Consider the following 4,657-nt stretch of genomic DNA (forward strand, 5'->3'; position numbering starts at 1 on the left):
GAATGCATTTATACCACCAAAAATAGCTATTAATTTAATTAGCACTCCAGTTTGAGGTACATTTGCATAAATAAACCCTACTGCAAAAAATGAAATAGCCACTAAAACAAATGCCAAAACCATCGTTAGTTTAAAGTCGCTTTTATTATCTCTAATTTTAATTGTATCCATTACATTTGACATATTCATCATTAGTTTGAAAAACACATAACGCCTCATTAAGAGGCAATAAAATAGTTGGTTAAAATAAGCGAGGCACGAGCAAAAACCAACTGTTTTTTGTCCTGCTTTAATGACTTGTTATACCTCAATTTCTTCGGTATAGCGACACTTAGGAAAACTACTACAAGCTAAAAAATCATTCCCCTTATTCTTTCCTTTTTGTGCGGTTTTAACAGTTAATTCTGACGAACATTTAGGACATATTTTATTATCATTTTTTTCAGGTGCAGTTACATCTGCTAAAACTTCTGTAGCAGGAAATAATTCCTTTTTAATTTCATCAACAGCGTAACTAGTAGAAGCTTTGAATCTATGTAGTTTTAAACCTGCTGTTTCACATGCAGATTCAACGAATTCATCACGTTTAATTTGTTTTTCCTGAGAGTGGCTTTTATCATCAAGTTCTATGACTGCTAGAACAGTAAGATTTTTAGGGTTGCATAAAACAAAATCAAAGTGTTTTGCGGATATTTTATTAAATGCAATTTGCCATTGGCTTCGGTTAAGTCCTTTTTTTGGTTTAAGGATATCAGCGATTCTTACTTTACCAAATACAACTGCTTTATCTTCACAAGTAAGTTTTAATACCCCATAAAAAGATCGTTCGGCTGGTGTAAATAGTGGTCCACATAATTCATATGGTGCTACCGTCTGTTTAGAACTCTTGTTCTTAAATAGGAATATGAATAATAAAACGATAACAATGAGAAAGAGTGCAATAAATTCCATTTGATCACCTTGAGGTATAACGCTTTGCTAAGCGGCTAAAAATAGTTTGGCTACAATAACGAACGAAGTGAGGGAAGCCAACTGTTTTTTGTCCGTTTAAGCAACTTGTTAGTTGCCTTGGATTAATTGCAGTGCTAACATTTGTGAGTACAACACTAATTTAAGGTAACATATTATGGACACTCGCATTCAATTTAGAGTTGATGAAGAAACGAAACGTTTAGCGCAACAAATGGCGGAAAGCCAAGGCCGTACTCTTAGCGACGCATGCCGAGAACTTGCAGAAGGTTTAGCAGAAGAACAAAGAAAAACTATAAGCCATGATGCATGGTTATCGGAACAAATAAATGCAGCATTTGACAAGTTTGATAATGGAAAAGCTAATTTTATTTTGCATGATGAAGCAAAAAAATTAATGGAAGCAAGAAAACAGAAAATCCGTAATAGAGACAAATCATGATCTTTTGGGAAGAAGAATCATTAAATGATCGTGAAAAAATATTTGAATTTCTTTTTGATTTTAATCCAAGTGCAGCAGAAAAAACTGATCAAACTATTGAAGCTAAAGTTGAAAACTTACTAGAACACCCCCTAATGGGTGTTAAAAGAGACATTTTTCTTGGAAGAGTGTTAATCATTCCAGAAATATCAATGATTGTTTCTTATTGGGTCGATGGTGATACGATTAGAATAATGCGAGTTTTACACCAAAAGCAGAATTTCCCACCAGAATAAAGGCAACTAACGCCCAATTAACAGGCAAAAAATGGTTGGCTATAATAGGTGAACGTAGTGAACAAAAAGCCAACTGTTTTTTGTCCTTGTTTAATTTCTTGTTATATTGCGATATTACGCTGAACGTAGAACCACGCTGTGATTGAAGCCAAAAAGCCAGTAAAACCATACTGCAAGATAAATACAATACTTTCAGAATCTATTGTAAGCCAAGGAAATATAAATAATGGGATCCCCGCACCTAAAATAAAGCCTGTTAAAACAAATAAGATTACACTTTGTAATTTTTTTAATTTGAATTGAGAACGAATATAAATTAGTGGATATGCAAGAACAATACAGCAAACAAAAATAATAGGTATTAAAAGTAAGCCACCTACAATTGATATACCAGGACTTTCTTGCATATCAATAAGCATCAAGATAACTACTGAAACTAAACTTGCATAAAAGCTAGCTAATAAATGATGCTTCAATTAAACCTTTTTAGCAATATAACGCCACATTAAGCGACAAAAAATAGTTGGCTAAAATAGTGAGGCACGAACGACAGCCAACTGTTATTTGTCCGTTTGAATGCCTTGTTATATTGCGATCACACCAACAACAAAGTAATTAAATCAGAATCAACTTGATTTAAAATCTTGATTTAAAACATCTAATTCTTTTAACCTTTTTTCAAGTTTATCTATTTTACTCATTGAAATCGTGGCAAAGACAAAAGCAGGAACGCCCATTGACATACCGATAATTCCAAACACAAATCCTAAATCTTCCATAATGTAATTCCCTTTAAAATAATGGATATTGACGATGATAAAACTACTAAACTTAACTAGCAATATAACGCTTTGCTAAGTGGAAAATAATGGTTGGCTATAATCGCGAAGCGATGGCCAACTGTTATTTTTCCGTTTGATTAACTTGTTAGCTGCGTTATTGATGATAATTATGCTATGACAAGCTGTTATTTACATTCAAGTTGACCATAACAGACTAAATTTTGTGTACCTTCCCATCGGCATCTTGTTTCTACGGTGCACCCAGAAGACTTAAACTGAGACCTCTGAAAATCATTCATCCACTTCGCATTCTCGTACCAAAGATGATTTTCCATTGCTTTTAAATTCTCTAAATTGGTAAACTTAAAGCCAGTCGCCATCTCTCTTTTTGTCTCGGGGATTAAGTTACAGTCCGCATCAAGTCCACTGCTAACTTTATACGTTAGACCACCTAGTAAAGGTTCTATATATGTTTCTATTGATGTTCCATCATGAAATTTAAGAATCATATTTAGATCTTTAAAGTTTAAAACAGTATTGCTGTTTACTGCGTCTTTGATATGATTCATTGTAGATACAACTCTAGTTGCTGTTGTAGAGTCTAGCATCAACTCATTGAATACATCGTTTCTTTCTTGATTTGATCTTATAAATGAAAAAGCATTCACACCACTATTTATAATTCTCTTTTCGGGGAGTAGTTGGTGTTTAGTGCAATCTTTACTGTCGGACATTGAAGAACGTTGAGATTTAGTAGCTGATCCTAACCCTAAATCATTTAAAAATTCCTTTCGTGCTATAAGGTACTCTTGATAGTAGCCATCAAGCTCTGGGGAGATTGGTTTTTCTATCACTTGTACGTGCTCAATAAAGTCATCAATAATCACTTTACTAACTTCGTATAGTTTGACCAACTCATTCGTTGAGTTAAAAACATAAACATAATCTCTCAAAGACGTTGGTCTGTGTAATTCTGCTTGTCGCTTCATTTGAAATTCAGTGCATCCATGGCAATTTTTTGTGACCGTTTGAGACTGAGCAAAAAAAGAACCTGTAAGTAAGATTGCAATTGTTAAATATTTAAACATAATATTTTCCTTAATATTTTCCTTAATATTTTTCCCTATTTATTTTATTGTAACAATATCGAGATAGGGAAACACGATATTGTTAACTTTGTAGCAGCTAACGCTTACATAAGCGGAAAATTATAGTTGGCTGAAATTTTGAGGAACGAAAAAGAGCCAACTGTAATTTTTCCGTTTGATGTTCTTGTTAGCTGCGGTTTGCAAACAGCTTTTCAAATAATACAACTAACAAAGTAGAAGATATAAACACTAATATAGAATGAAAAATATAACCTACAGCAGACAATGCATCAGGCTTACATTCAGTTTGGAGTAAATCGCAATAAATATAATTAATAGAAAAAGTTGATGTTATTGCCAAAGCTAAGATTACGAGTAAGTTAATTGGTAATTTGATGTTAAAAACATCTGGTAGCAAACTAAAGTTAGGGAACTTTAATTTAAAAGTGGCAACACCTAACGATATTATTATAGCGGGCACTAGTACTAGTAAGACTCCTTGCATATTACAATCCTCTCCGTGATTTGATTAGCAGCTAACGCCCCATTAAGAGGCAAATAATGGTTGGCTAAAATAGGCGACGAAGGAGCAAATAGCCAACTGTTATTTGTCCTGCTTGAATTGCTTGTTATGGCGCATTACCACCAAAGATACAGGGAAAGACATACCCCAATAAAAGTAGCCGCCCTTACTATATTTGAGATCCAAGGTGCTAGAGATAAATAAGTAACACTAGATATTAAAGCGATACCACACACCCAATTAACAACTATTCTGTCGGTAACATTATTGTTTTCTAAAGTAATAACTACAATAAAAATAGCTAAAACTATAAGTTGATAAGCAATAAACATCGGTTTAGATTTTAAAGCAACATCTAAGAATTCCTTTATTGCATTAGGCGTGTTTTTCAATTTGATAGCTGATGAATTCATATACAGTTCCTTTGCGCTATAACGCCTAAATGAAGTGGTCAAGTAAAATTGGCCACAGTTTTGTAGCTTAATTTGTATCTTCGCTCTGATTCATTTGGGCTTATTCCACCGTTGTACGTATGTGGCCTGGTCTTATTGTAATAATCCATGATGTAATTAATGATT

7 protein-coding genes and 1 pseudogene are annotated in these 4,657 nt (G+C 33.5%); 2 read left to right on the forward strand and 6 right to left on the reverse strand.

Annotation, left to right across the window (positions count from 1 at the left end; all coding sequences use genetic code 11):
- Positions 1–300: 300 nt before the first annotated feature.
- The gene (locus tag H4J66_RS02880) at positions 301–951 is read right to left on the reverse strand and encodes a DUF2726 domain-containing protein (protein WP_182170364.1); all 651 of its coding nucleotides are present in this window, start codon (positions 949–951) and stop codon (positions 301–303) included.
- Between the two features lie 175 nt (positions 952–1,126).
- On the opposite strand from H4J66_RS02880, the gene H4J66_RS02885 reads away from it, so the two are divergent.
- Both H4J66_RS02885 and H4J66_RS02890 read left to right on the forward strand, forming a co-directional pair.
- Positions 1,127–1,411 (forward strand): damage-inducible protein J, encoded by a 285-nt coding sequence (locus H4J66_RS02885; protein WP_182170367.1) that lies wholly within the window; start codon positions 1,127–1,129, stop codon positions 1,409–1,411.
- A complete protein-coding gene (locus H4J66_RS02890; protein WP_182170370.1) occupies positions 1,408–1,686 on the forward strand; it encodes a type II toxin-antitoxin system RelE/ParE family toxin in 279 nt (92 codons plus the stop codon). Before H4J66_RS02885 ends, H4J66_RS02890 begins: the two co-directional genes overlap by 4 nt.
- 101 nt (positions 1,687–1,787) lie before the next feature.
- Here H4J66_RS02890 and H4J66_RS02895 read toward each other — a convergent pair whose 3' ends face one another.
- The 5 genes and pseudogenes from H4J66_RS02895 to H4J66_RS20140 form a co-directional block, all read right to left on the reverse strand.
- Positions 1,788–2,162, reverse strand: a complete 375-nt coding sequence (locus tag H4J66_RS02895) for a hypothetical protein (protein ID WP_182170373.1) — start codon at positions 2,160–2,162, stop codon at positions 1,788–1,790.
- Positions 2,163–2,312: 150 nt separating this feature from the next.
- A complete protein-coding gene (locus H4J66_RS02900) occupies positions 2,313–2,465 on the reverse strand; it encodes a hypothetical protein (protein WP_182170376.1) in 153 nt (50 codons plus the stop codon).
- A 188-nt stretch (positions 2,466–2,653) separates the two neighbouring features.
- Positions 2,654–3,556, reverse strand: coding sequence for a hypothetical protein (locus H4J66_RS02905; RefSeq protein ID WP_182170379.1), 903 nt, complete (start codon positions 3,554–3,556; stop codon positions 2,654–2,656).
- A gap of 639 nt (positions 3,557–4,195) precedes the next feature.
- Complete coding sequence (locus tag H4J66_RS02910; RefSeq protein WP_182170381.1) at positions 4,196–4,492, reverse strand: hypothetical protein; 297 nt, start codon at positions 4,490–4,492, stop codon at positions 4,196–4,198.
- Positions 4,493–4,530: 38 nt separating this feature from the next.
- Positions 4,531–4,657: pseudogene (locus H4J66_RS20140) on the reverse strand (IS3 family transposase); the annotation flags it as partial.

This window comes from Colwellia sp. MB3u-55 (assembly GCF_014076785.1).
In the GTDB taxonomy this organism is placed as follows: domain Bacteria; phylum Pseudomonadota; class Gammaproteobacteria; order Enterobacterales; family Alteromonadaceae; genus Colwellia_A.

Coding starts and splice junctions, on each gene's coding strand:
- H4J66_RS02885 (WP_182170367.1), top strand. CDS start 1,127: ATGGACACTCGCATTCAATTTAGAGTTGATGAAGAAACGAAACGTTTA.
- H4J66_RS02880 (WP_182170364.1), bottom strand. CDS start 951: ATGGAATTTATTGCACTCTTTCTCATTGTTATCGTTTTATTATTCATA.
- H4J66_RS02890 (WP_182170370.1), top strand. CDS start 1,408: ATGATCTTTTGGGAAGAAGAATCATTAAATGATCGTGAAAAAATATTT.
- H4J66_RS02910 (WP_182170381.1), bottom strand. CDS start 4,492: ATGAATTCATCAGCTATCAAATTGAAAAACACGCCTAATGCAATAAAG.
- H4J66_RS02900 (WP_182170376.1), bottom strand. CDS start 2,465: ATGGAAGATTTAGGATTTGTGTTTGGAATTATCGGTATGTCAATGGGC.
- H4J66_RS02905 (WP_182170379.1), bottom strand. CDS start 3,556: ATGTTTAAATATTTAACAATTGCAATCTTACTTACAGGTTCTTTTTTT.